Source organism: Pusillimonas minor, assembly GCF_014237865.1.
In the GTDB taxonomy this organism is placed as follows: Bacteria; Pseudomonadota; Gammaproteobacteria; order Burkholderiales; family Burkholderiaceae_B; genus Neopusillimonas; species Neopusillimonas minor.
In genome coordinates this window covers 306,814-329,301 of the sequence record NZ_JACJUU010000001.1, presented here as the reverse complement: position 1 = coordinate 329,301, position 22,488 = coordinate 306,814, and the positions used below count along the sequence as shown (strand labels likewise).

18 protein-coding genes are annotated in these 22,488 nt (G+C 58.6%); 8 read left to right on the top strand and 10 right to left on the bottom strand.

The annotated features are described in order from the left end of the window. Positions 1-4: 4 nt before the first annotated feature. The 6 genes from holA to GTU67_RS01705 form a co-directional block, all read right to left on the bottom strand. Complete coding sequence (gene holA / locus GTU67_RS01730) at positions 5-1,057, bottom strand: DNA polymerase III subunit delta (protein ID WP_185778462.1); 1,053 nt, start codon at positions 1,055-1,057, stop codon at positions 5-7. Positions 1,058-1,067: 10 nt separating this feature from the next. Further along, entirely contained in the window at positions 1,068-1,742 is a 675-nt protein-coding gene (locus tag GTU67_RS01725) for an LPS-assembly lipoprotein LptE (RefSeq protein WP_185778461.1), read from the bottom strand. 8 nt (positions 1,743-1,750) lie between these two features. Further along, positions 1,751-4,408 (bottom strand): leucine--tRNA ligase, encoded by a 2,658-nt coding sequence (gene leuS / locus GTU67_RS01720; protein WP_185778460.1) that lies wholly within the window; start codon positions 4,406-4,408, stop codon positions 1,751-1,753. A 140-nt stretch (positions 4,409-4,548) separates the two neighbouring features. Further along, entirely contained in the window at positions 4,549-4,716 is a 168-nt protein-coding gene (rpmG, locus tag GTU67_RS01715) for a 50S ribosomal protein L33 (RefSeq protein WP_003810296.1), read from the bottom strand. A 31-nt stretch (positions 4,717-4,747) separates the two neighbouring features. Then, complete coding sequence (rpmB, locus tag GTU67_RS01710) at positions 4,748-4,984, bottom strand: 50S ribosomal protein L28 (RefSeq protein ID WP_093969031.1); 237 nt, start codon at positions 4,982-4,984, stop codon at positions 4,748-4,750. A gap of 102 nt (positions 4,985-5,086) precedes the next feature. Beyond that, entirely contained in the window at positions 5,087-6,277 is a 1,191-nt protein-coding gene (locus GTU67_RS01705) for a multidrug effflux MFS transporter (protein ID WP_249417479.1), read from the bottom strand. Between the two features lie 221 nt (positions 6,278-6,498). On the opposite strand from GTU67_RS01705, the gene GTU67_RS01700 reads away from it, so the two are divergent. Continuing rightward, positions 6,499-7,755: a class I SAM-dependent methyltransferase gene (locus GTU67_RS01700; RefSeq protein WP_185778459.1), complete on the top strand. Its 1,257-nt coding sequence runs from the start codon at positions 6,499-6,501 to the stop codon at positions 7,753-7,755. Here the strand turns inward: GTU67_RS01700 and GTU67_RS01695 are convergent. The 4 genes from GTU67_RS01695 to radC form a co-directional block, all read right to left on the bottom strand. After that, positions 7,746-9,164, bottom strand: a complete 1,419-nt coding sequence (locus GTU67_RS01695) for an MATE family efflux transporter (protein ID WP_185778458.1) — start codon at positions 9,162-9,164, stop codon at positions 7,746-7,748. The two genes, GTU67_RS01700 and GTU67_RS01695, sit on opposite strands and share 10 nt — an antisense overlap. Next, positions 9,161-10,918 carry a glycosyltransferase gene (locus tag GTU67_RS01690; protein WP_185778457.1) on the bottom strand — a complete coding sequence of 586 codons (1,758 nt, stop codon included), beginning with the start codon at positions 10,916-10,918 and terminating at the stop codon, positions 9,161-9,163. The genes GTU67_RS01695 and GTU67_RS01690 overlap by 4 nt, the downstream gene beginning before the upstream one ends. Positions 10,919-11,029: 111 nt before the next feature. Next, positions 11,030-11,296: a type B 50S ribosomal protein L31 gene (locus GTU67_RS01685; RefSeq protein WP_185778456.1), complete on the bottom strand. Its 267-nt coding sequence runs from the start codon at positions 11,294-11,296 to the stop codon at positions 11,030-11,032. Positions 11,297-11,470: 174 nt separating this feature from the next. Further along, positions 11,471-12,148, bottom strand: coding sequence for a RadC family protein (gene radC, locus GTU67_RS01680; RefSeq protein WP_185778455.1), 678 nt, complete (start codon positions 12,146-12,148; stop codon positions 11,471-11,473). A gap of 48 nt (positions 12,149-12,196) precedes the next feature. Here radC and GTU67_RS01675 point away from each other — a divergent pair, with 48 nt between their 5' ends. From GTU67_RS01675 to GTU67_RS01645, 7 genes are all read left to right on the top strand, one after another. Beyond that, a complete protein-coding gene (locus GTU67_RS01675; RefSeq protein ID WP_185778454.1) occupies positions 12,197-12,673 on the top strand; it encodes an FKBP-type peptidyl-prolyl cis-trans isomerase in 477 nt (158 codons plus the stop codon). Further along, positions 12,674-13,642: a 4-hydroxy-3-methylbut-2-enyl diphosphate reductase gene (gene ispH / locus GTU67_RS01670; RefSeq protein WP_185778453.1), complete on the top strand. Its 969-nt coding sequence runs from the start codon at positions 12,674-12,676 to the stop codon at positions 13,640-13,642. A gap of 2 nt (positions 13,643-13,644) precedes the next feature. Further along, on the top strand, positions 13,645-15,096 hold the full coding sequence (locus GTU67_RS01665) for a YdgA family protein (protein WP_185778452.1): 1,452 nt from the start codon (positions 13,645-13,647) through the stop codon (positions 15,094-15,096). A gap of 124 nt (positions 15,097-15,220) precedes the next feature. Continuing rightward, positions 15,221-15,391 (top strand): hypothetical protein, encoded by a 171-nt coding sequence (locus tag GTU67_RS01660; RefSeq protein WP_093969021.1) that lies wholly within the window; start codon positions 15,221-15,223, stop codon positions 15,389-15,391. Positions 15,392-15,427: 36 nt separating this feature from the next. Further along, positions 15,428-18,139, top strand: a complete 2,712-nt coding sequence (locus GTU67_RS01655; RefSeq protein ID WP_185778451.1) for a cation-transporting P-type ATPase — start codon at positions 15,428-15,430, stop codon at positions 18,137-18,139. 78 nt (positions 18,140-18,217) lie between these two features. Beyond that, complete coding sequence (locus GTU67_RS01650; RefSeq protein ID WP_185778450.1) at positions 18,218-21,277, top strand: hybrid sensor histidine kinase/response regulator; 3,060 nt, start codon at positions 18,218-18,220, stop codon at positions 21,275-21,277. Then, the gene (locus GTU67_RS01645) at positions 21,274-22,485 is read left to right on the top strand and encodes an EAL domain-containing response regulator (protein WP_185778449.1); all 1,212 of its coding nucleotides are present in this window, start codon (positions 21,274-21,276) and stop codon (positions 22,483-22,485) included. The genes GTU67_RS01650 and GTU67_RS01645 overlap by 4 nt, the downstream gene beginning before the upstream one ends. The last annotated feature ends 3 nt before the right edge of the window (positions 22,486-22,488 follow it).

The window sequence follows — 22,488 nt, the reverse complement described above, 5'->3', positions numbered from 1 at the left end:
GAAACTAAGGTGTTCTTGAGGGGCGCGCCACGCGTAAGGCCAGGCGCGCCAGTTCTTCCCAGGGGTCGTCGAGACGGCCCGACACCGGTACCCCTTTAATAAGGCGATCGATGTCGTGCGCGTGTTGTACCGCGGCGGGCCACACCGTTGCCGGCAACCGGCCCAGGGTTTGGCGGATCAGGTTCTCGCGTGGCCCGAAAATACGGTATTCGCGCATGAGCCCTTGCAAATTATGCCCTTGGGCTTGGGCCTGTGCCAGTCGTGCCAGCACGCGAACCTCTTCGCCGATCGCCCATAATACCAGTGGCAGGGCTTCGCCTTCGGCTTTCAGGCCGGCCAGTATGGTTAATGTGCGACTTGTCTCGCCCGCCAGCATGGCGTCGCGCAGGCCAAACAGGTCGTAGCGTGCCACGTTAAGCACGGCCTGTTCGATATCGTGGGGCTGCAGCGGGCCTTCGGGGTACAACAAGCCCAGCTTCATGATTTCCTGGTGGGCGGCCAGCAGGTTGCCTTCGACGCGATCGGCAATCCAGGCCAGCGTGTTTGGGTCGGTACTTTGTTTTTGGGCGGCCAGGCGCTGGCCGATCCAGTTGGGCAGGGCCTGGCGCGACACATTAGCCAGTTCGACAACGGTGGCGGCCTGCCAAAGCGCGCCGGCCCATTTGCTGTTGCGTGTGGTTTTGTCCAGCCGGGGCAGGGTGACGACGGTGACGGTGTCGTTGCCGCTGTTTGCTGCATCGGTAGCCAGCGCTTGCAGGGCATCGGCGCCGGGTTTGCCGGGCTTGCCCGATGGTATCCGCACCTCGATAAGGCGTCGGTCGCCAAACAGCGAAATATTGCGGGCTGCGCCCGAGAGTTCCGTCCAGTCGCTGCGGGCATCCATAACCAGGCTGGTGCGTTCGGTGTACCCCGCCTGGCGTGCCGCCGCACGAAGGCCATCACCGGTTTCGGTCAGCAGCAGTGGCTCGTCTCCGGTAATGACGTACAGCGAGTCGAAGTGCGCGCCGGGCTGCGACAGCTGGTTCAGGAGCCGGGCGGCATCGATGGTTTTGCCCATGATGCTGCGTTTAGTAAAACGCCCCGGACGGATTCGTGTTGGGCATCCGCAAAATAGAAGGTGCGGCGCCTCCAGAGCCCATTTGCGGCTGCTCGGGGACTTTGGTCGCGCTTTCGTCGACCGGCAGGTCTTCGGGGTTTTCGAAGGCCGCGCGCACTTCGGGCGCCGTCATGCGACGCACGATGCGGTCGACCAGACTTTGCTGCATTTCGATGTACAGCGCGCCGATCTCGCCCTGCTTGGCTTGCAAGGCCCCCGAGTCGTATGGAATTTCGCGGGTGGCGACCAGTGTGGTTGGCGGCAAAATAACGTGCCCTTGATTGTCGGTCAGCTGAAAGACAAACTCGATGCGCAGTTCGTACTCTTCGACTTGCCCCTGAACACTGATGGACACCTCTTCGAGGGTTTGCGTGTTGGAGAGTTCGGTAAGCCGTGCCTGGGCCTGTGTTACGTCGTTGGTGAAGCGGGTTTCGGGCGACGAGGCCATGACGGAGCGGCGCAGCTGTGCGCCAAAAGCGGAGTTTTCGGCAATGTTGGTGTACAGCGTATTAAAGGGCAACGGCGTTTGCCCTTTAAGACGAAAACCGCAGGCTGTGAGCAATGCCACCAGCCCCACACAGGCGAGCAGGCGCAAACCGGTTGAAAAGCGGCCCGACAGGCCTGATGGAGTGAGGAGGCTTTGCATGAGTGGCGTTATCCAACAATATTGACGAGTTTACCGGGCACCACAATGATGCGCTTGACCGGCCGGCCCTCGAGGAACTTGCCGACGGCTTCGTGCGCGCCGGCCTGAGCTTCGATGTCGGCCTTAGATGCGCCGTTGGGCACTTTCAGGCTGCCGCGCAGCTTGCCATTAACCTGCAGCATCAGTTCGATTTCGTCGGCCACCAGCGCCGCCTCGTCGACTTCCGGCCAGGGGGCGTCGAGCAAATCGCCGTAGGTTTTGCTGTAGCCCAGGTCTTCCCAGAGCTTCCAGGTAATGTGCGGCACAACCGGGTAAAGCACCCGCAACAACACGCCGAGCGTATCGGTAATGGCCTGTTGGGCCACAAGGGTGTTGGGCAGTTGGGCCGACTCGAGGGTGTTGAGCATTTTCATGCATGCCGAGACCACGGTGTTGTACTGAATGCGCTGGTAGTCGTAGTCGGCTTGTTTTAGCAACCCGTAAATTTCGCGGCGCAGGGTTTTGCTGGCCTCGTCGGCGTCTTGCCAGGCAGGGGTTGTACCCAAAGCGGCGGCAACGGCAGCCTGATGGCCATTGGCGTATGTCCAGAGGCGGCGCAAGAAGCGGTGCGCGCCGTCTACGCCGGTATCGGACCACTCGAGTGTTTGCTCGGGTGGGCTGGCAAACATGACAAACAGACGTGCCGTGTCGGCACCCATGGTGTCGATGAGGGATTGCGGATCGACACCGTTGTTTTTGGACTTGGACATTGTGCCGATGCCGCCGTAATCTACCGGCGAGCCGTCGGTTTTAAGGGTTGCACCAATAATGGCGCCCTTGGCGTCGTACTGGTTTTCGACCTCTTCGGGCCAGAAGTATTCGATACCGCCCTGGGCGTTTTTGCGCGAATAGATGTGGTTGAGCACCATACCCTGGCACAACAGCCGGGTGAACGGTTCGTCGAACTTGACCAGGCCCAGGTCGCGCATGACACGCGTCCAGAAGCGGGCGTACAGCAAGTGCAGCACGGCGTGTTCGATGCCGCCAATGTATTGGTCCATCGGCATCCAGTAGTCGTTGCGCTGGTCGACCATGGCCAGGTCGTTGCCGGGCGAGGTATAGCGCATGAAATACCAGGAAGAGTCGACGAAGGTGTCCATGGTGTCGGTTTCGCGACGGGCGTCAGCCCCGCACTTGGGGCATTTGCAGGCCAGGAAGGCTTCGTTTTTGGCCAGCGGATTGCCGGTACCGTCGGGGATAAGGTCTTCGGGCAAGACGACGGGCAGGTCTTTTTCGGGGACGGGTACCGGACCACAGCTTGCGCAGTGAATGATGGGGATGGGCGTACCCCAGTAGCGCTGGCGCGAAATGCCCCAGTCGCGCAGGCGCCAGGTGGTTTGTTTTTCGCCCAGGCCTTTGGCGACCAGGTCGGCGGCCACGGCGTTTACCGCATCTGCGTGGGGCAGGCCGTTGTACTTGCCCGAATTGATGGTGTGGCCTTGCTGCTTGTCGCCATACCATTCTTGCCAGGCATCGGTTGAATAGGCTTTGCCGTCGACGGCGATGACGTCGAGAATAGGCAGATTGTATTTTTTGGCGAAGGCAAAGTCGCGCTCGTCGTGGGCAGGGACCCCCATGACCGCGCCGTCGCCATAGCTCATGAGCACATAGTTACCCACCCAGACTTCGACGGGCTTGCCGGTGAGCGGATGGGTCACTGTCAGGCCGGTAGGCATGCCTTCTTTTTCGCGCGTGGCCATTTCGGCCTCGGTGGTGCCGCCCAGCTTGCAGGCCTCGATGAAGTCGGCCAGGGCAGCGTTGTTTTGTGCGGCGTGCGTGGCCAACGGGTGTTCGGGGGCAACGGCACAGAAAGTGACACCCATGATGGTGTCGGCGCGTGTGGTAAAGACGTACATGCGGCCGTCTTGAATCAGACTGCCGTTTGTGTCTTTGATGTCGTGCGTGAAGGCGAAGCGTACGCCTTCACTTTTGCCGATCCAGTTTTCCTGCATCAGGCGTACGCGTTCAGGCCACCCGGGCAGGCCGTTCTTGACTTGGTCGAGCAGTTCGTCGGCGTAGTCGGTGATGCGCAGATAGTACCCGGGGATTTCGCGTTTTTCGATGGGTGCGCCAGAACGCCAGCCGCGACCGTCAATGACTTGCTCGTTGGCCAATACGGTTTGGTCGACCGGGTCCCAGTTGACGACCTGGGTCTTGCGATAGGCAATACCTTTTTCGAGCATTTTCAGGAAGAGCCACTGGTTCCATTTGTAGTAGCTTGGGTCGCAGGCGCACATTTCGCGCGACCAGTCGATGGCCAGCCCCATCGCCTTCATTTGCTTCTTCATGTAGGCAATGTTGTCGTATGTCCATTTTGCAGGCGGTACCTTGGACTTCATGGCGGCGTTCTCGGCCGGCATGCCAAAGGCGTCCCAGCCCATGGGCATCAGGACGTTATAGCCCCGCATGCGCAACTGTCGCGCCATCATGTCGTTGATGGTGTAGTTGCGAACGTGCCCCATGTGCAGCTTGCCGCTGGGGTAAGGCAGCATCGAGCAGGCATAAAACTTGGGTTTCGCCGAACCGTCGGGCAAGGTGGCGTTTTCGGAGACGAGGTAAGCGTCGTGCGATTGCCAGTTGTGTTGGGCGGCGGTTTCGACTTCGTTGGGGCTGTAGCGTTCCTGCATGATGTCGTGTTCTTTTAGAAGGTAAATGCAAACCATACATTATAGGACGCCCGCGCGGGCTGTGCCGTACGGGCGCCGGCCAGGGGGCGGGCATAAAAAAACCCCGCCGTAGCAGGGTTTTTTTACTTCAAAGCAACCAATTACTTGAGTTTGGTTTCTTTGTAGTCAACGTGCTTGCGAGCGACGGGATCAAACTTTTTGATCAGCATCTTTTCGGGCATGTTGCGCTTGTTTTTGGTGGTCGTGTAGAAATGACCCGTGCCAGCGGTGGACTCGAGTTTGATTTTCTCGCGGATACCTTTTGCCATGATGAGCTCCTTGTAGCGCTAGCGTTATTGATTAAGCGACTTCGCCGCGAGCACGCAGATCGGCCAGAACGGATTCGATGCCGTTTTTGTCAATTGTGCGCAGGGCGTTGGTGCTGACACGCAGGCGAACCCAACGGTTTTCGCTTTCGACCCAGAAACGGCGCGATTGCAGGTTGGGTAAGAAGCGACGCTTTGTTTTGTTGTTTGCGTGCGAAACATTGTTGCCCACCATTGGGCCTTTGCCGGTAACTTGGCATACGCGTGCCATAATGTGTGCCCCTTAAGACTGTATTCTGCGGTATTCGGTTATGGTAATAAGCAATAAATTACCCGGTAAGCCAGCTATTCTAATACGAAAAGCATAATTAAATCAAGCTTTCGTCATTGCGATGCGTCCGAAAAGCCACGATAGTACGGCGCACACAGCAAGCAGGCCCGTCATGGGCAGGGCAGTTTCAGACTGCCACGCACTGACGGCAAGGCCGGCCAGTGTACCGCAAAGCATTTGCAGTGTGCCCATAAGGGCCGAGGCCACCCCCAGGCGACGGCCCTGTTTGTTAAGGGCCATGGCCGCCGAATTGGGCAAAATAAACCCCTGGCCAGCCATAAACCCGACCAGGCAAATCATGAACAGCGTCAGGTTCAGGACGCCGGCCAGGGTTAGCACGACCCCGGTAAGCGAGATAACCACAATGGCCCTTTGGGCAACCCGCAAAAGCTTGTCGGGCGAGTGCCTGTTGAGCAGGCGCGCGCTGAGCTGCGACATCGTTATCAAAGCGGCGGCATTGATGCCGAACAAGATGCCGAAGTAGTTTGGGCCGACGTCATAGACGTCCATCAGTACCCGGGGCGCACCAGAGATATAAGTGAACAGGCCTGCCGAGCCAAAGCTGCCCGCCAGCGCGTAAAAAATGAAATGGCGGTCGCCCAGCAACCCCCAGTAATTGCGCCCGATGGTTTTGACATTAAGGGGGATGCGCTTTTCGGGGACGAGCGATTCGCGCATATGACGCCATGACGCAAACAGCAGGATCAGGCCGCTGATGGCCATGAGCCCGAAAATACCCCGCCAGCCGATAAAGGGCAGAATTTGCCCGCCGATAATGGGGCCGAGAATTGGCGTAACACCCATGATGAGGATGAGCAGCGACAGGGCTTTTGAGGCCTCGCGGGTGTCCATCTGGTCGCGGATGACGGCGCGGGGAATCACCATCCCGGCGGCGCCGCCAAAGGCTTGAACCACGCGCCACGCCGTCAGGTGTTCGATATCGCTGGTAAGCGCGCAGGTAATGGATGCCACCGTAAATAGAATCAGCCCGAAAATCAGCGGAGGTCGTCGGCCAAAGCGGTCGGCCAGCGGCCCATAAGCCAGCTGCGCCAGCGACAGGCCAAACAAATAACTGGCCAGGGTGCGTTCGACATTGCCTTGCGAGGTGGCCAAGCCTTCGGCAATAAACGGAAATGAAGGCAGGTAGAGATCGATGGCCAGGGGGCCAAGCGCCGACAGCGCGCCCATGAGCAGCAGCCAGCCGGGGATAAAAGAAGTTTTGGGTGTGGACATGCAACTGCGTAGAAGTGGCCCGACGGGTCGGAAGCGACAGTGTATCGGATTATTGCTATGGTAATGCAAATAGCATTTAATTAGCATGCTGACCGTCAAAAGGTCGATCTGCCCCGATTTGCATCTTTTGATGATAAATTGGCGGACAAATAAAAATGTGTCATCGGCATCACGACACCACGAGAGATGTTCAAGAAGTTTTTAAACATAGGGAGTGAAGTGTGAGTTCGGTATTGTCCATGGTAGAAAAAAAGCTGGCAGCACTGCCAGTGTCGGTGCAAATGCAATTGCCCGACGGGGGGAAGATAGGCGACGCCAACGCCCGGTTACGTATGAAAGTGAACGATCGGGCTACGTTGGTCAACTTTGCAACCGGGCAGGCAGGCAACCTGGGCGAAGACTATGTCGAGGGGCGCTTTGAGGTTGAGGGCTCGATGCGCGACCTGATGAATGTTGCTGCCGCTATCTTGAACGAATCACCGATTGATGCCGCGCGGGGCAACTGGTTCACCGGCCTGGCTCGGCACCTGGTGTCCATTTACCGGCACTCTACCGCGCGCGATGCCCGCCAGATTCAATTTCACTACGATTTGTCCGATGAGTTCTACTCGCTATGGCTAGACCCGCGTCGGGTCTATTCTTGCGCCTACTATCGCACGCCGGACATGACGCTTGCTCAGGCCCAAGAGGCCAAGCTCGATCACATCTGCCGGAAACTGCGGCTGAACAGTGGCGAGCGTTTTATTGATATTGGCGCGGGGTGGGGCGGGCTTTTGCTGTGGGCCGCCGAAAATTACGGCGTCGATGCTACCGGCATTACGCTGTCCAAAAACCAGCACGCCCACGTTAACCGCCTGATCGACGAAAAGGGGTTACGCGGCCGTGTCCGCATGGAACTGCTCGATTACCGTCACCTTGACGAGTCGGTGCCCTACGACAAAATCGCTTCTGTGGGTATGTTTGAGCACGTTGGGCGGGCCCAGCTTGAAGGGTATTTTTCGAAGTTGCGCCGCTTGCTTAAACCCGGTGGCCTGATCATGAATCATGCCATTACTGCCGGCGGTGTTTACAACGCCGAGGTGGGCGCGGGCATGGGGCAGTTCATCGAAAAGTACATTTTTCCGGGGGGCGAGCTTACCCATATCAGCAACGAGCTGGCCAAAGCGGCCATCGCCGGCCTTGAAGATGTCGACGTCGAAAACCTGCGCCCGCATTATGCGCGTACCTTATGGGCCTGGAGCGATTCGCTCGAGTCTCAGCTTGATGCTGCACGCGCCACCCTGAAACCGGGCTTGCAGGGCGATAAATCGTTGCGTGCTTACCGTATTTACCTGGCGGGTTGTGCGTTGGGGTTCGAGCAGGGCTGGATCGCGTTGCATCAGGTGTTGTTTCAGCACAAGGCTACCGGCCGGCAAGACGAGCTCGACAACCCTGCCGACCTGACCTTCCCGTGGCGTCGCGACTACATTTACAAATAGGCCGATTTTTCGCGCTGGTACTGGGCCAGGGTGCGCCAGTACCAGAAGCGAAGCAACAGGGCCGACATGCCCAGCCCGAGCCCGGCCATGAGCCATAGCGTGGCCGCGCCGGTCGGGGCGCCAGGCATCAGCGTATTAATAACGGGCTGCAAGGCACCGGCCGCAGGCCCAAAGCCCAATACCCAGCCCCCCACCAGGCCAACCCCGGTTAATGCAAACACTTGCATAATCAGCGGGATAACCGCCACCTTGTACGCCCGCAGCAGGTAGGTGTTGATGCATTGCATGGCGTCGCACAAATGGAAAAAAGGCAAAATTTGCAGCAGCAGAGCGGCCAGGGCGCCAACCTGTGCGTCGCTGGTATACAGCGCAATAATTTGCGGCTTGAAGACCAGCAGCAGCGTGGCGGTCAGTGCCGCGCCCGCCAGCACTAACAAAAAGCCGGCCTGCCCGGTCAACTTTGCCCGCGCCGGGTCTTCGGCGCCAATGGCCTGGGCGGTCAGCGACGCCGAGGCTATCCCGATGGCCATGGGCATCATGTAGCACAGGGCCGCCAGGTTGGCCATGATCTGGTGGCTGCCGGTCACGAACATCCCTTCGCGGGCCACCATAAGCGCCATAAAGGTAAAGGCGCACACTTCGATCAGGTACGAACCGCCCATGGGCAGGCCCAGTCGAAGCAGTTCTTTTTGTGCGGCCCAGTCGATGCGCCCAAGTCGCAACTGGAACTGTTTAAAGAATGTATCGTGTTTTATTACCCACAGACCCATGCCCAGCATCAGCCAGCTGACCACGGCGGTAGACAGCCCGGCGCCGGCTGCGCCCATGGCCGGCACGCCGAATTGCCCGAAAATAAAGACCCAGTTAAACAGCACCTTAAACGGGATGCTTAACAGATTGATGGCCATGACGACCTTCGGGCGGGAGGCGGCTGTCCCCAGGCAATAGATCGTGCGGAAAACCAGCGCGGCCGGCATGGCCACAATAAGCGCCAGCAGGTAGTTACTGATTTTTCTCATGACGACCGGGTCGATGTCGCCCGAAAACATGAGCCAGACGTCGGGGAACAACAAAGTGACGGCACCGCAGGCCGATAGCCCCAGGGCCAGCCATACGCCTTGACCCCAGGCTTTTCCGGCGCTTTCAAGGCGCCTGGCGCCATAATGCTGGCCAATAATGGGGATAAGGGCATGCACAACACCCATCAGGCCGACGAATACCGTCAGATATATTGACACCGACAAAGCCATGGCTTGAAGGTCGGCCGCACTGCTGTGACCGGCCATGGTGGTGTCGACCACGGCAAAAGCCATACTGGCCCAGGCGCTGACCAGCACGGGCCAGGCTTGGCGTATGGTTTCTTTAAAGTAGTGCCCCAGCGTTGGGTTTGGGGCGGCGCGGGTGTTCATTGCGGCAAAATACGCAAGAGCAAAAAGTTTTCTTTACGCTCGGCCGGGCGTTTGCCTTGCCAGATCAGTTGTGTGGACTGACCGGGCAGGGGGGTATAGCCTTCGTCGAGGGCCTGAGGGCTGGTTTGCACCAGCACAACCGGGCATTGGCCCGACGGGCCGAACGTGAGCCCGTTGAAGACATAGAATGCAGCGCGTTGGCCCAGGCCCAGGCCCAGCGGGCGTACGCATTCGTTGGGGCCTACTTGCCGGTTGATGGCTTGCGCAAGGTCGGCCGATACGCTTCGGTAACTGCGAACAAAGTCGAGGGCCGGCATCCAGAGGGTAACAAGCAGCAGCCAGGTAGTGACAATACCGCCGGCCGACAGTACTGTACCGCGCCACAGCGCGGCCGGACGGTGCTTCAGGCGCCAGCGTACCAGCGCCACCCAGGCCAGCGTGCCCGCCAGGGCAACGAATAGCGCCGGAATAGAAATGTGGGCTTCGTAACCTTGCGTTTGCCGCGCAATGTTATTGGAAATTTGCTCGGGCCAACCCGCGTGCAGCGCCACCCAGCCCAGCCAGACGGTTGCTGCCGTCAGTGAAAAACACATAACAGCAAACCAGTCGAGCGAGTTGACGGCACCCCGGCGCAGGGTGGGCAGTGCAAACGCCGCTAAAACGGCAAACGGTACGGCCATCAGGCTGTACTCGGGTTCGAAGGGGTCGGCCAGAAACATTAGCGTAAGCAGCGGCCAGACCGCAAACATGAGTGGAAACCAGATGTGCGGAGACCGCAGCCAGGATCGCCATTGCCAGACCGCCATGATGGCAAAGGGCCACGTCGGCCAGAGGAACCAGGGCAGGTCCCGGAAAATATCCAGCAGCTGTGTCGGTTTGGGCAGGCCGAACGAGTCAGTGTGCCAAAGCCACCAGTGCTCGACCCAGTAGGGGCTGAAATGGCTGGCCGGCAGGTACCAGAAGAGGGCAATACCAATGGCCAGGGCGAAAGAGATAACCAGCCAGCGCAGCTGGCTGCGTAGCGCCGATTGTGGAACGAAAGCGCACAGCACAGCGAGGGCAATGGGCAGTGCACCGATGAACCCACGGGCAAGAAACGCACCGGCCAGCGCCAGCCCCAACGTAACAGCGCCCGACATGGGGCGGTCGAGCATGCGAACAACCGAATAAAAGGCCAGCGCCTGAAACGCAATAATGGCCGGCACTTCGGAGGTTTCGTGCATGCGCCACATAATGCCCGCCGTAGCCAGAATAAGCAGCAGGGCGGCGTCGGCAATCATGCGCCCGTAGGCCTTGACGGTAGGCTCGCCGCCGAAAGGCAGCGGCAGCGGTTGGGGCTCGGGGCGGCGCCCCAGCAAGTACGTGGCATACCATACCGAGCCCGTCATGAGCCCAAACCACAGCAGATTGGGTAGACGGGAGCTGGCAAAGACCGCGTCGAGCGGTGTAGTAAACAGGGCAAACAGCGGGCTGAAGACCCAGATGAAGAAAGCGCCGACCCACATGGTGAGCGGGCCGTCTTGTGCGTGGGCCAGGTTACCCACCTGGGGCAGCCAGGCCGCCAGGCCGGGTTCGTTCAGGGCCGACATCATGGTCGCCAGACCGACGACATCGTCGGTTTTCCAGGGGTCGCGGAAATACAGCCCCGCAAAAATGTAGACGAGGCACAGGACCAGCAAATACAGGCGGGGTAGTTTCGCAGTCGCCGGCGCAGTCAGGCGCGCGGGCGTGGAGCGATTTTCAGGGGCGGCCACGAGTTGGAAAAGGGTGCGGATAAAGGTGCAATCTTAAATTAAAAAGGCAGCCTTGAGGCTGCCTTCAGGGGCTGCGTAAAAAACGCAGCCTTACCAGCGCAAATAAGGAGCTTACGCGCCCTTTTTGACGGTGCCGGCGGTGCGGGCGAAACGAGCGCGGAATTTTTCAACGCGGCCGGTTTCGACGATGCGGGTTTGCGCGCCCGTGTAGAAGGGGTGCGATTCGGAAGTGACTTCACACTTGAACAGCGGATGGGTTTTGCCGTCGAGTTCGATGGTTTCGCGGGTGTTCAGGGTAGAGCGCGAAACGAACTTGTTGCCGGTTTGCTGGTCGAGGAAAACGACTTCGCGGTATTCGGGGTGAATGCCTTCTTTCATGGTAGGTTCCTGTAGGTAAAATTTTGGGTCGCCGGCCTGGCGCGCACCGAGAATTAATGCGGTGCAAAAATTATGCGGTGCAAAATTGCAGGCTACGTATCCTGGGTAACCCCTAATATTAACACGCCAGCAATTTTTCTAAAAGCTTGTTGTGCGGTTGTTATTGCGGGGGCACTACAGTTGCCCCCGCTCTGCCAACGACACGGCCCCCGAGCCGGTCACCACCAGGTGGTCAAGCAGTCTGATGTCGACCATGGCCAGCGCCTGTTTAAGGTGGCGGGTCAGGTTCAGGTCGGACTGGCTGGGTTCGGCCACCCCGGACGGGTGGTTGTGCGCCAAAATGACGGCAGCAGCATGATGTTGCAAGGCCGCCTTGACCAGCTCGCGCGGGTAGACCGAGGCCTGGCTAAGCGTGCCCTTCGAAACCTCTTCGCTGGTAATCAGACGAAACTGGCTGTCCAGGTATAGGGCAATGCAATGCTCTACCTTGTGGTGGCCAATAGTGGCGATGCAATAGGTGCGCACCCGCTGGGGTTGGTCCAGTGCAATGCCTTGGGTCAGCTCTTCAGTCAGCGCGCGTCGCGCAAGCTCGCTAACCGCCAGCAGTTCGCATGTTTTGGCTTGCCCAAGGCCGGGTGCACGCATCAGGTTGGCGGCATCTGCCGAAAGCAGGTTGCGCAGGCCTTTGAAGGCTTGCAGTAAGTCGTGCCCCAGCATGACCGCGTTTCGGCCTTTGGTGCCGGTTCTTAATATGATGGCCAGAAGCTCTGCCGAGGTAAGCGTATGGGCCCCGTGCGCCAGTAATCGCTCGCGCGGGCGTTCGTCGTTTTGCGGGTTGCTGTGAAGCGTCATGAGAAGCTCTAAAATAGGGGTCAGTAATGACCTCTACGGTGACAGATTTTGACTTCTTCTACAGATCCAGTGAATGCTTTTGTCCGTCCGGACTCCTACCTGACCCTGCACTATCGCATTACCTTGATAACAGGCCCGGCGGCCGGTTCAGTCTTTGTCGATACGTTTTCTCAAAAGCCGGCCACGCTGCAGCTGGGCATGGGGCAGTGGGCGCCCACCATGGAGGCCGCGCTTGTCGGCCGCGAAGAGGGCACCGAATTCGTGCTCGAACTGCCGGCAGCGCAAGCCTACGGCGACCGTAACCCCGACCTTATCCAGCGCGTGAGCCGCACCATGCTCGAGGCGCACTCCGAGCCGGGCGTGCAATACGAACCCGGCGATATCGTCGAGTTTGCGGCCCCCAACGGCGGCCGGTATTCGGGCATTTGTAAACAATGGGACGGCGATTCGGCCATTTTCGATTTCAACCATCCGTTGGCAGGGGCCGATTTACGCATCGACGTCAAGCTTTTGGGGGTGTTGTAAATGCAAGCCGAATATCCCGATTTATCCGCCACCGAGGTCGTTCTGGCGCAACCCAGGGGGTTTTGTGCCGGTGTCGACCGCGCCATCGAGATCGTCGAGCGGGCGCTTGAAATTTATGGTGCGCCTATCTATGTACGCCACGAGATCGTGCATAACCGCTATGTGGTTAACGATCTGCGCGAAAAAGGCGCCATTTTCATCGACGAGCTTGACGATGCGCCAGCCGGTGCAATTGTTGTGTTTTCTGCACACGGGGTGTCCAAAGCGGTACGTCGGCAAGCCGACGATCTTGGCCTGAAGGTGTTCGATGCGACCTGCCCGCTGGTGACCAAGGTGCATGTCGAGGTTTCCAAAATGCGTCAGGCCGGCCGCGAAATCATCATGATTGGCCACAAGGGCCACCCCGAAGTCGAGGGTACGCTGGGTCAGGTGCCCGACGGCATGTATTTGGTCGAAACCCCCGAGGACGTCGAGGCCTTGCAGGTTAAACACCCGGACAATCTGGCGTTTGTGACACAAACCACGTTGTCGGTCGACGATGCCGAAAAGGTCGCCAGTGCGCTGCGTACTCGCTTCCCCTCTATTGTCGAGCCTAAAAAAAGCGACATCTGCTATGCCACGCAAAATCGCCAGGATGCCGTCAAGTTTATGGCGCCGCAATGCGACGTGGTCCTGGTGGTGGGCAGTGTCAATAGCTCAAATTCCAATCGTCTGCGCGAAGTGGCCGAGCGCAAAGGGGCCAAGGCCTACCTTATCGATGACCCCGCGATGATTCAGCCCGAGTGGGTTGCCGGCGCACGTCGCGTAGGCCTTACCGCGGGCGCCTCGGCACCCGAGGTGCTGGTTGAAAATGTTATAGCGCGTCTGAAGTCGCTGGGCGTTGTTTCGGTGCGCCCGTTGCCCGGCGCCGAAGAAAACATCGCATTTCCTTTGCCTAAAGGCTTGTCCGGCAAATCTGATCAGGAATAAAAATGAAAAAAAGCGTGAAGTTGGTGGGGTTGGTGCTGGTGTTGGCAGTTGCCTATGGCGCGGCCAGTTGGTATGTGGGTCAGCGCGCTCAAGACGTTATCGAAAGCGCGGTGCAAACCGGCAATCAAAACCTTGGGCGCATTTTCGGTGCCGAAGCCAGTACGCAGCCCATGCAACTGTCCGTCAGTCGTTACGATCGCGGCCTGTTTTCGTCCCACATTATTTACTCGCTGAAAATAGTCGGGCAAGGCGGTGCGGTTACCGAGTACTTGCTGGGTGATCGCCTCGAGCATGGCCCGTTTCCGTTGTCGGCCGTGCGTCAGGGCCAATTCGCGCCCATGCTGGCGCTAAGCCGCGCCAGTCTGGTGCCCAACGCCGCTACCCAGGCCTGGTTCGATAGCCACAAGGGGGACAAGCCGCTCGACATCACGACCCGAGTCGGGTTTTCGGGGGCGGGGTCCACTCAGGCCACGTTTGCACCGGTAGAGCACACCTCCCCTGACGGCATGCAGGTGTCGTTTGCCGGCGGCGACATGACCATCGAGTTCAGCAGCGGTCTCGATTCGGCCACCACCCGGGGCTCGTTTCCCAAGCTGCAGGTCACAAACACCACCACCGACGAATCTGTGCTGGTCGACACTATGGTTTTCGACAAAACATACCAGTTCGCGGCAACTGATCGTAACCACGTCACACAGTTCAAGCTCAATGTCCAGCGTTTGGGGCTGCTTGCCGAAAAGCAAGAAGTGCTTGGCCTGTCCGATCTGTCGGTAACGGGTAACAGCAGCGAACAAAACAATAGTTTCGATGGTAGTGCCCGCTACGATATCGCCAGTGTGGCGTTTTCGGGGAAAAACCTGGGCAAGTTCGCCGCCGGGTTTCAGGTCGGTCGGCTCGACCTTCAGGCGTTGGGCGCGTTAACCCGTCAGTACGACGACATTTTGGCCGAACAGGGCTTGTCTGAAGACGATGTCCCGCAACTCGATCACAACGATTTGCTTCGCTTGCGCGAGCACCTCTTCGAAGCCTTAAAGTCCAGGCCCTCGCTGGGGGTCGACCCCGTCGTCTGGGACAATGGCGATGGCCAAAGCCAGTTCTCGGTCAAGGCCGATTTCGTCCGGCCCGATATCGTTTATATCGATGCCCCCACCGAAGATATCCTTATGCAAGCCATTGGCACGCTCGATCTTTCGTTCTCGCTGAACAAGTCGATGATGGCCAAGGCCTACAGCCAGTTGGCCGAAGACGAGTCCTCCGAAGCCCAGGCCAATGCGCGTGCACGTATGCTCTTCGATGTTTACGCCGGGCGCCTTCAGCGTGCCGGTCTGGCCGCTTATGCCGATGGCGTGCTGTCGTCAAATATTCGCTATCAAGACCAGCAGATGGTGGTCAATGGCCAGGCCTTGTCTGTGGCCGAATTCCTGCAGCGCGGTTCGTTGTTGCTGCTGCAGTAGTGTTGTACGCCAGGCCGGCGTTGTCCGGCCCTTGATTTGTATCAACCCGGGCGCCTTTTTTTGCAGGCGCCCGTTATATTTTGCATGTACGATCTCATACAGAAATTCTAGTCTGGGGATCCTCATGTTTTTTCATAACAATACCGTCCTGATCATCTTTATTGTGGGGGTGCTCCTGCTGATCATCGGCGTCGGTTTTCGCGATCGCAACCCGGGCATGGTGCTGTTGGGCATCGGGCTGATGGCCACGCTGTATGCGGTTGTCCAAAAAGCAATCGAACTCTTTTCATCCTGACGCGACAAGGGCGATGCCGTTGTCACCGGAGGACTGATGCCTGCTTTACCCCCCAACAGTCAAACCCCGCTGTGGCATACGCTGACTGTCGACGAGGCCCGCGAACGGGTTCAAGCCAGCCCCGACGGCCTCTCTGAAGACGAAGCCGCCAGACGTCTGGCCCAATACGGGCCCAACCGCCTGGCGCCGCCGCGCAAGCGCGGGCCCCTAAAGCGGTTTCTGGCTCAGTTCCACAACATATTGCTGTACATCATGCTCGCGGCAGCTGCGGTTACCGCCTTGTTCGACCATTTCATCGACTCGGGCGTTTTGCTGGCTGCGGTGCTTATCAATGCAGTCATTGGCTTTATCCAGGAGGGCAAAGCCGAGTCCGCGCTCGATGCCATCCGGAACATGTTGTCTCCGCACGCCACGGTGGTGCGCGCCGGACGGCGCTACGAAATAGACGCCGGTTTGCTGGTGCCCGGCGACATCATTGTGCTGAATCCGGGTGACAAGGTGCCGGCCGATGTCAGGCTTATGTCTGTCAAGACATTGCGCATCGAAGAGGCCGCGCTAACCGGCGAGTCGTTGCCGGTCGATAAAGACATACATCCGGTCGGCCCCGATGAGGCCCTGGGCGACCGGACGGGTATGGCCTTTGCGGGCACGCTGGCGCTTAATGGGCAGGCGACGGGCGTTGTTGTGGCCACCGGGGCGCATACCGAGCTGGGCAAAATCAACCAGATGCTGGCGTCGATCCGGCAGGTCAGTACGCCCATGATGCGCCAGATCAATCATTTTTCTTATGTGCTGGCGCTGATCATTATGATCATTGCCGCCCTGACCTTTGCTTACGGCGTGTGGGTGCGCGGCGAGCCTGTCATCGATATGTTTATGATGGTGGTTGCGCTGGTGGCATCGGCCATTCCCGAGGGTTTGCCCGCCATCATGACGGTTACGCTGGCATTGGGGGTGCAACGCATGGCCCGCCAAAAGGCCATTATTCGCCGTTTACCGGCCGTCGAGACCCTTGGGTCGGTCACTGTAATCTGCAGCGATAAAACCGGCACACTGACGCGTAACGAAATGACCGTCCAGCGTGTGGTGTGTGCCGAAGAGGCGGTTGATGTCAGTGGCGTGGGCTACGAGCCCACCGGTATTTTTAGTGTTGAAGGGCGGGAAATCGACCCGGAGCAGCATGCTGTGTTGTCTCAGGCCCTAAGGGTAGGTGCACTGTGCAACGATGGCGGCTTGTTCTTCGAAGACGAACGCTGGCAGGTCGAGGGTGACCCGACCGAGGGTGCGTTGCTGGTGCTGGGGCGCAAAGCGGGCCGGACCGAAACCGAGCGGCATGCCAGTTGGCCACGGGTCGATTCCATTCCCTTCGAGTCTGAAAACCGCTATATGGCGACACAGCACCGCGATGGCGACGGTTTGTCGTGGGTGTTTGTCAAAGGGGCGCCGGAGCGCATTATCGATATGTGTCGTTTCGAGCTTGCGGCGGGTGGGCCGCGCCCCATTCAGGTCGATTACTGGCGTCGCATGGCGAACGACACCGCCGCCAGAGGCTTGCGTTTGTTGGCACTGGCACAAAAGCAGGTCGAGCCGTCGGGGGCGAGCCTTGCCCCCGACGACGTCACCGAGGGCTATACGTTGCTGGCGTTGGTCGGCATTATCGACCTACCGCGTGATGAAGCGATCAGAGCGGTGGCCGACTGCCACGATGCGGGTATTCGCGTCAAGATGATCACCGGTGATCACGCCGACACGGCCAAGGCAATTGGCGCGCAGCTTGCTATTGGCGCCGGAAAGCCGGCGCTGACGGGGGCGGAAATTGCGCTGCTCGACGATACCGCCCTGGCCCGGGTGGTAACCGACATCGATGTATTTGCCCGGGCAAGCCCCGAACATAAGCTGCGTTTGGTGCATGCGTTGCAACAGCAAGGGCATGTGGTGGCCATGACAGGCGACGGCGTGAACGATGCGCCTGCACTTAAACGGGCCGATGTGGGCGTTGCCATGGGGCTTAAGGGCACCGAGGCCGCCAAAGATGCCGCCGATATGGTGCTTGCCGACGATAACTTTGCGACGATTGCGGTTGCTGTGCGCGAAGGTCGCGCAGTCTACGACAACGTCAAGAAATTCATTTTGTTCATGCTGCCCACCAACGGTGGCGAAGCCCTTATCGTGATCGCCGCGTTGCTGTTGGGCCTGACCCTGCCGCTTACGCCCGCACAAGTGCTTTGGATCAACATGGTCACCGTCAGTACGCTTGGGTTGGCGCTCGCCTTCGAGCAGCCCGAATCCGGCATCATGCGACGCGACCCTCGCCCGCCAACCGAGCGTATCTTGTCGGGCTTCTTTGCATGGCGGGTCGTATTTGTATCGGTTTTGATGGGCGGTGGAGCGCTGGGCTTGTTCGTATGGGAAATCGGGCAGGGTACCGATCTGGACGTGGCCCGGACCTTGGCGGTGAACGCGGTGGTGTTCAGCGAAATGTTCTATTTATTGAACAGTCGCCATATTTACGATTCGGTGCTTAACCGCGAAGGTATTCTCGGAAGTCCGCATTGTCTTGTGGCCATTTTGTTTTGTATTTTCTTGCAGTTGGCGTTTACTTATGTACCGCTCATGCAAGCTATTTTTATTTCGGCGGGTTTGTCGGCAACCGACTGGCTGAAAGTCATTGGTATCGGTCTGGTTGTCTTCTTTGTCGCCGAAGCCGAAAAGATGGTTTCAAAAATTATTTTTTCGCGGGTGCGATAACCGCGAGGTTACCAAGGGTACACTCGGGGCTGTGTCGCGCTGCGTCCGAACCTGACGTTTTGTTACAAAACCGAACCCATGCCCGAGAACAACTCATCGCCTTTGGCAAGCCCAGGCGCCAGCCCCGAAAAACTGCATGTCTTTGCTGTTTGCCTGGCGCTGACGGCGGTATTTTTGCTAGACCTGGTCACCCCGTTGGGCCTGGCCACAGGCGCCTTGTATGCATCGGTGGTGCTTTACACCATTCTTGTACGTCGGCCTCAGTTTACGTTATGGGTGGCGGTGACTGCCGTGGTAGCCATTGGTATAGGTTTTGTTGCATCGCCTCCTGCGCCGCCGGCCTTTCCTATTTTGCACGTCTGGCTTAATCGCGTTATTTCGGTTGTTGCGGTGGCAGTTACCGGGTGGCTGGTTATTTACCGGGTTAATGCCTATGCGCAGCTCGAGGCCGTCAACAACCGGTTGCGCTCGGTCAGCCGCGAACTTACCGAGCAGCAACACCTGCTCGAAGCCGCTTCTGCCGTCGGCGGCCTGGGCGGGTGGTCTATCGACTTGATCTCCGGCCGGGTTACGTGGTCTGAAGACGTTGCGCGTATCCATGGGGCCGAGCCGGGCTACACCCCCAGTTCCATCGAAGCCAGTTTCGGGTTTTATGTCGAAGAAGACCGGGCTTATGTTCAAACTGTTTTTCATCGGGCGCGGGTCGAAGGCAAACCCGTCGAAATCGACGCCCAGGTCAACACCCTTGACGGGCGGCGGGTGTGGGTGCGTGCGGTGGGGAAGCCCATTGTCGATGAAACGGGCAGAGTCGTGCGTATTGAAGGGGCCATGCAAGACGTTACCGCCCGCAAGCTGGCCGACCATGCCGTGCGTATCAGTTTGCAACGGTTTCAGCAGTTGGCCGAATCCATGCCTATCATTGTCTGGACGGCAACGGCGGAAGGCCATGTCGACTACGTCACGCCCTTGTTTTTCGAGTATGCCGGTATCCCGGGGCGCACCCTGGGGGCCGACCAATGGATCAATTACATTCATTCGGCCGACAAGGCCAAAGTGCTCGAAGCCTGGTCCAGCGCTATAGAAACCGGCGAAAAATACGAAATTGAAATGCGCTTGCGCCGGCACGACGGTGTTTACCGCTGGCACTTGGTGCGCGCTTTGCGGGTCAACGATTCGGCCGATGCCGGCGCTAAATGGTATGGCTCGATTACCGACGTGCATGACCAAAAAGAAACGCTCGATAAAGCGTCGCAACTGGCCGGGCGCCTTAGCGCAACGCTCGAAAGCATTACCGATGCTTTTTTTACGCTCGACGCCCAATGGAACTTCACTTACCTTAATTCGCAGGCCGAGCGTTTGCTTAAACGTTCGCGCGAAGACCTGATGAGCAAGTGTGTCTGGGATGAGTTCCCCGCGGCTGTTGGCACAACCTTCGAAACCGAATATCGTCGCGCCATGGTCGAACAATGCCCCGTGGTTTTCGAACAGTTCTATGCGCCGCTCGACCTCTGGTTTGACGTTCATGCGTACCCGTCACCCGAGGGGCTGGCGGTTTACTTTCAGGACATGACCGAGCGCCGGGCGGCACAATCACAAGTCAGGTTGCTCGAACTGGCTATTTCCCGCCTGAACGATGTCGTCATTATTACTGAAGCCGAACCCATCGATGCCCCCGGCCCGCGTATTGTTTTCGTCAATGACGCATTCGTCCGGCGCACGGGGTATAGCCGCGAAGAGATCATCGGTCAGAGCCCGCGGTTGTTGCAAGGGCCGGGTACGTCGCGGGCCGAGCTCGACCGCATTAAAAAAGCAATCAGGCAATGGCAACCCGTCAGGGCCGAATTACTGAATTACACCAAGGCGGGCGACGAGTTCTGGATCGAAATCGACATTGTGCCGCTGGCCGATGACACCGGCTGGTATACCCATTGGGTGGCCGTCGAGCGCGACATTACCTCGCGTAAGGTGCTTGAAGACCGCTTGCGTCATTTGCAGCGTATGGATGCCGTGGGGCAACTAACTGGCGGTGTGGCGCACGACTTCAACAATTTGCTAACCGTTATGCTGGGCAATGCTGAACTGTTAAGTGAACAGCTTGATGATCAGCCCAATTTGGCCGAACCGGCCAAATTGATTGTGCAGGCGGGTTTGCAAGGGGCGCAGCTGACGCAGCGTTTGCTGGCCTTTGCTCGCCAGCAACCCCTCGAACCCAAGTCTCTTGACGTTAATCAGATTATCGGCGGGCTCAAGCCTATGTTGGCACGCACCCTTGGCGAACATATCGGTCTTGAGTGCATCTGCGGTAATGGCTTGTGGCCGGCGCTGGTCGACCCGTCTCAGCTTGAAGATACTTTGTTGAACCTGGCCCTTAATGCACGAGACGCCATGCCTAACGGGGGGCGGCTGACGATCGAGACCGGCAACGTATGGTTTAGCGACGAGTACGTGCGCAACCATGCCGACTTGAAGCCTGGTCAGTACGTCATGATTGCCGTGTCCGACACCGGGGTAGGTATTGCCGAGCACCACCGTGATCGTATTTTCGAGCCGTTCTTTACCACTAAACCCAAGGGCAAGGGTACCGGGTTGGGGCTGCCGATGATTTACGGTTTCCTCAAGCAATCAGGTGGGCATATATCGGTGTATTCCGAGCCGGGGCAAGGCACGACGATTAAGGTCTACCTGCCCAAAGCCGGGGTTGCGGCCGCCGAAAATATCCCGGCCGAAAACTTAACCGAGGTGCAGGGCGGGCACGAAACCATTTTGCTCGTCGAAGACGAGCCGTTGGTTCGCGAGTACGCGGGCAGTCAGCTTGCCGCGTTAGGCTATAAGGTCTTGCCTGCCGCCAATGGCAGCGAGGCCCTGCGCATCATTCGGTCGGGGCAGCCTATCGATTTGCTGTTTACCGACGTGGTCATGCCAGGTGGCATCAGCGGCAAGCAACTGGCCGACCAGGTGGCCATGGTTAATCCGGGGATTAAGGTATTGTTTACGTCCGGCTACACTGAAAATGCTATTTTGCATCACGGCCGTCTCGACCCGGGGGTAGTACTTTTGAACAAGCCTTATCGTCGCTCGCAACTGGCCATCAAAGTTCGTCAGGCACTGCAACAACACAGTCCGGAGGCCTATCCATGAGCTCGTCCCCCAGTCGTTTACTGATTCTTGATGACGACCCTTCGGTTGGGCAAACCATCGAACTCATCGCGAAGGCCGCCGGTCTCGAGACTCGCTTTACTTCGTCGCCCGACACTTTTTTCCGGCTCGTCGATGAATGGCAGCCCGACCATCTGGCCATCGATCTTGTCATGCCCGATATGGACGGTGTCGAAGTGCTGGCGCGGCTGGCCAAGCGCGCGTGTCCGGCCCGCATTATCGTCACCAGCGGCGTCGATCATCGTGTGCTTGATGCCGCCGGCCGTTCTGCCACCGAGCGTGGCTTGAATATTGTGGGCGTCTTGCCTAAGCCCTTCATGCCGTCGGCGCTTCGGCGAATGTTTGCCACACCCTCGGTCAGTGGGGTTTCGTCCGACGCCCCCGCGCCAAGGCAACCCGGGCAGGCCATGGCGGCAGGCGGCAACTACCTGATCCAGCCGCACGATATTCAGGCCGGGCTCGACGGCAACCAGTTCTTTCCGGTGTACCAGCCCAAAATATCGTGTTTCAGTGGCCAGTTGGTCGGTTTCGAGGCCCTTATGCGCTGGCGACATCCCCAATTGGGTATGGTGCCTCCCGATAAATTCATCGGGTGCGCCAAAAACTCCGGCCTTATCGATGCCCTGACCCGGCGGATGTTCGACTTGTCCCTCGAGTGGTTCGCCCAGCACTACGGCAGCACGTCGGTGCGCTTGGCCATTAATATTTCTGCCCGGTCACGTCTTGATGACGTTTTCGTCGAAGACATTATTGGCCGGTGCAGAAAGTGCGGGTTGGTTCCCGGTCAGCTTATTTTCGAACTGACTGAAACCAGTGCCATGGAAGATCCGGTAGCCTCCCTTGATTTGCTGACGCGCATGCGTATGAAAGGCATTCACTTGTCTATCGACGACCTGGGGACGGGGTTCTCGTCGTTGCTGCAGTTGGTCAGGTTGCCGTTTTCCGAGCTTAAAGTCGACAAGTCGTTTGTAATTACCGCGTCGCAGTCTTCCGAATCCAGGCAGGTTGTACAGGCTATTGTGGGTTTGGGGCAAAGTCTCGGCATTCAATCTACCGCCGAGGGTGTCGAAGATCACGAAACCCTGCAGTTTTTGCGTGACATTGGTTGTAATTTTGCGCAGGGGTTTCATATTGCCCGCCCCATGCCGGCCGACGAGGCCTCGCGATGGTCGCATTTCAGTTTCGATTAGTCG